The 1,702-nt window shown below is 43.4% G+C and carries 2 protein-coding genes; both read left to right on the top strand.

Features of this window, described 5'->3' with window-relative positions; all coding sequences use genetic code 11:
* Positions 1-70 precede the first annotated feature (70 nt).
* The gene (locus EKM87_RS12300; RefSeq protein ID WP_125685034.1) at positions 71-754 is read left to right on the top strand and encodes a helix-turn-helix domain-containing protein; all 684 of its coding nucleotides are present in this window, start codon (positions 71-73) and stop codon (positions 752-754) included.
* Positions 751-1,647: an IS3 family transposase gene (locus EKM87_RS12295; RefSeq protein WP_125685032.1), complete on the top strand. Its 897-nt coding sequence runs from the start codon at positions 751-753 to the stop codon at positions 1,645-1,647. Before EKM87_RS12300 ends, EKM87_RS12295 begins: the two co-directional genes overlap by 4 nt.
* Positions 1,648-1,702 lie beyond the last annotated feature (55 nt).

Raw genomic sequence — 1,702 nt, 5'->3', positions numbered from 1 at the left:
TGCTATAGTCCCCTTAAGGTTGACAGATGAAAAACTATAATTCATCTGTTAACTTTAAGGGGATTTTTCTATGCCTAGGACAAGATTTACAGCAATGGAGAAACTGGATATTTTGACTGGTCTATCACAGACCAAGTTGAACAGAAGCAAATATCTTGAGCAATATGGTATTTATGACTCTACTATTCGATCGTGGCGAGAACTTTACAAACGTGATGGCCTTGACGGCCTAAAAGAACGCCATATCTGGACACGTTATAGTGCAAAAACCAAGCAGCAAGCCGTGGAAGCATATCTAAATGGTGAAGGTAGTTTAGTTGAAATCAGCAATCGTTTTGGATTGAGAAGCAATACGCAACTTCACGACTGGATTAAGAAATTCCAGTATAATGGGACCAATAAATCGTTGACGGCTACCCCGTCAAGAAGGCAGGTCCGCATTATGAGTCGTAAAACAACATTCGAAGAACGAATTGAAATTGTGGAGTATGTCACGGCTGGAAAGCATTCGTACTCCCAAGCATCCGAACACTTCAACGTCTCTTACCAACAGGTAAGAGCCTGGGTTCTCAAGTCCAAAGACGGCGGTTACACAGCATTAAAGGATGGCCGTGGACGTACTAAACCAGTTGAAGAAATGACTGAAGTTGAACGTTTAAAACTAGAGAATCGTCAACTAAAGGCCCAGCTCAAAGAACAGGAGGTAATGGAGCTCTTCGCAAAAAAATTCCGGGAACTACAAAACAAGGAGTGAACGCCCAACATAAATTAGTATTCCAGACAATTCAGGAACTCAGTCCCCAGATTCATGGCGCCCAAACCATTATCCTTCGCAAAGTGGGTTTATCTCGCCAAGCATTTAATCAATGGCTCCATCGTGAAGAAACCCCTTGGGAGCAACAAGAAGCGCAGCTTAAGCAAAAGATACTCATGTACTTCAATGCACATCGTCAGAGAATCGGCGCAGGAAAATTGAAGATCTATCTAGACCATGATTCAGAGCTTGATTTTTACGTCTCACTTAAGCGCGTTAAGCGGCTTATGACTCTCCTCCATCTCAAGTGCCAAAGTAGACTGAAGAAACACCATCGAGTAAAACAAGCCGAGCAAGAATTACGAGACAACGTATTAAACCAGCGGTTTAATATGGCGGATAACCCAAATGAAGTGTGGTTGTCGGACGCCACCGAGGTTCGTTACGGTATCAATGGCGAGTACAAGGCACGATTGTGTGGTGTACTAGACCTGTATGGCAGATATCTTTTATCCTACAATCTGAGTGTTACTGAGACCAGTGACGCAATGGTTGAAGTTTTTGAGCGAGCCTTTAGCAAAGCTGGAGAAGTTCATCCAATGGTTCATACTGATCGTGGTTCGGCTTACACTTCCAAAGATTTTAATGATCTAATGACCGAACACAAAGTCGTTCGGAGCATGTCCCGACCGGGAACGCCTTATGACAATGCCCCAATGGAACGTTGGTGGAATGAATTCAAGTTAAACTGGTTAGGCAGCCACCCAATGCCAAAAACCAAGGAGGAGCTAATTAGGCTTATTGAGGAAGGTATTCACTATTTCAACTATATTGACCGCACAGCACAAAGAAACGGCTCCACCGCGGTTGAATACCGCGGTGAAGCCGCTTAATCAAATCTACAAAAATTATAGTATTTCATCCGTCAACTTGACAGGGACTAGTACA

This window comes from Levilactobacillus yonginensis (assembly GCF_003946265.1).
Lineage (GTDB): Bacteria > Bacillota > Bacilli > Lactobacillales > Lactobacillaceae > Levilactobacillus > Levilactobacillus yonginensis.
This window is presented reverse-complemented; position numbering and strand designations above follow the sequence as displayed.

Bases quoted from the DNA above. Each gene is read 5' to 3' on its own strand.
- EKM87_RS12300 (WP_125685034.1), top strand. From the start codon at position 71: ATGCCTAGGACAAGATTTACAGCAATGGAGAAACTGGATATTTTGACT.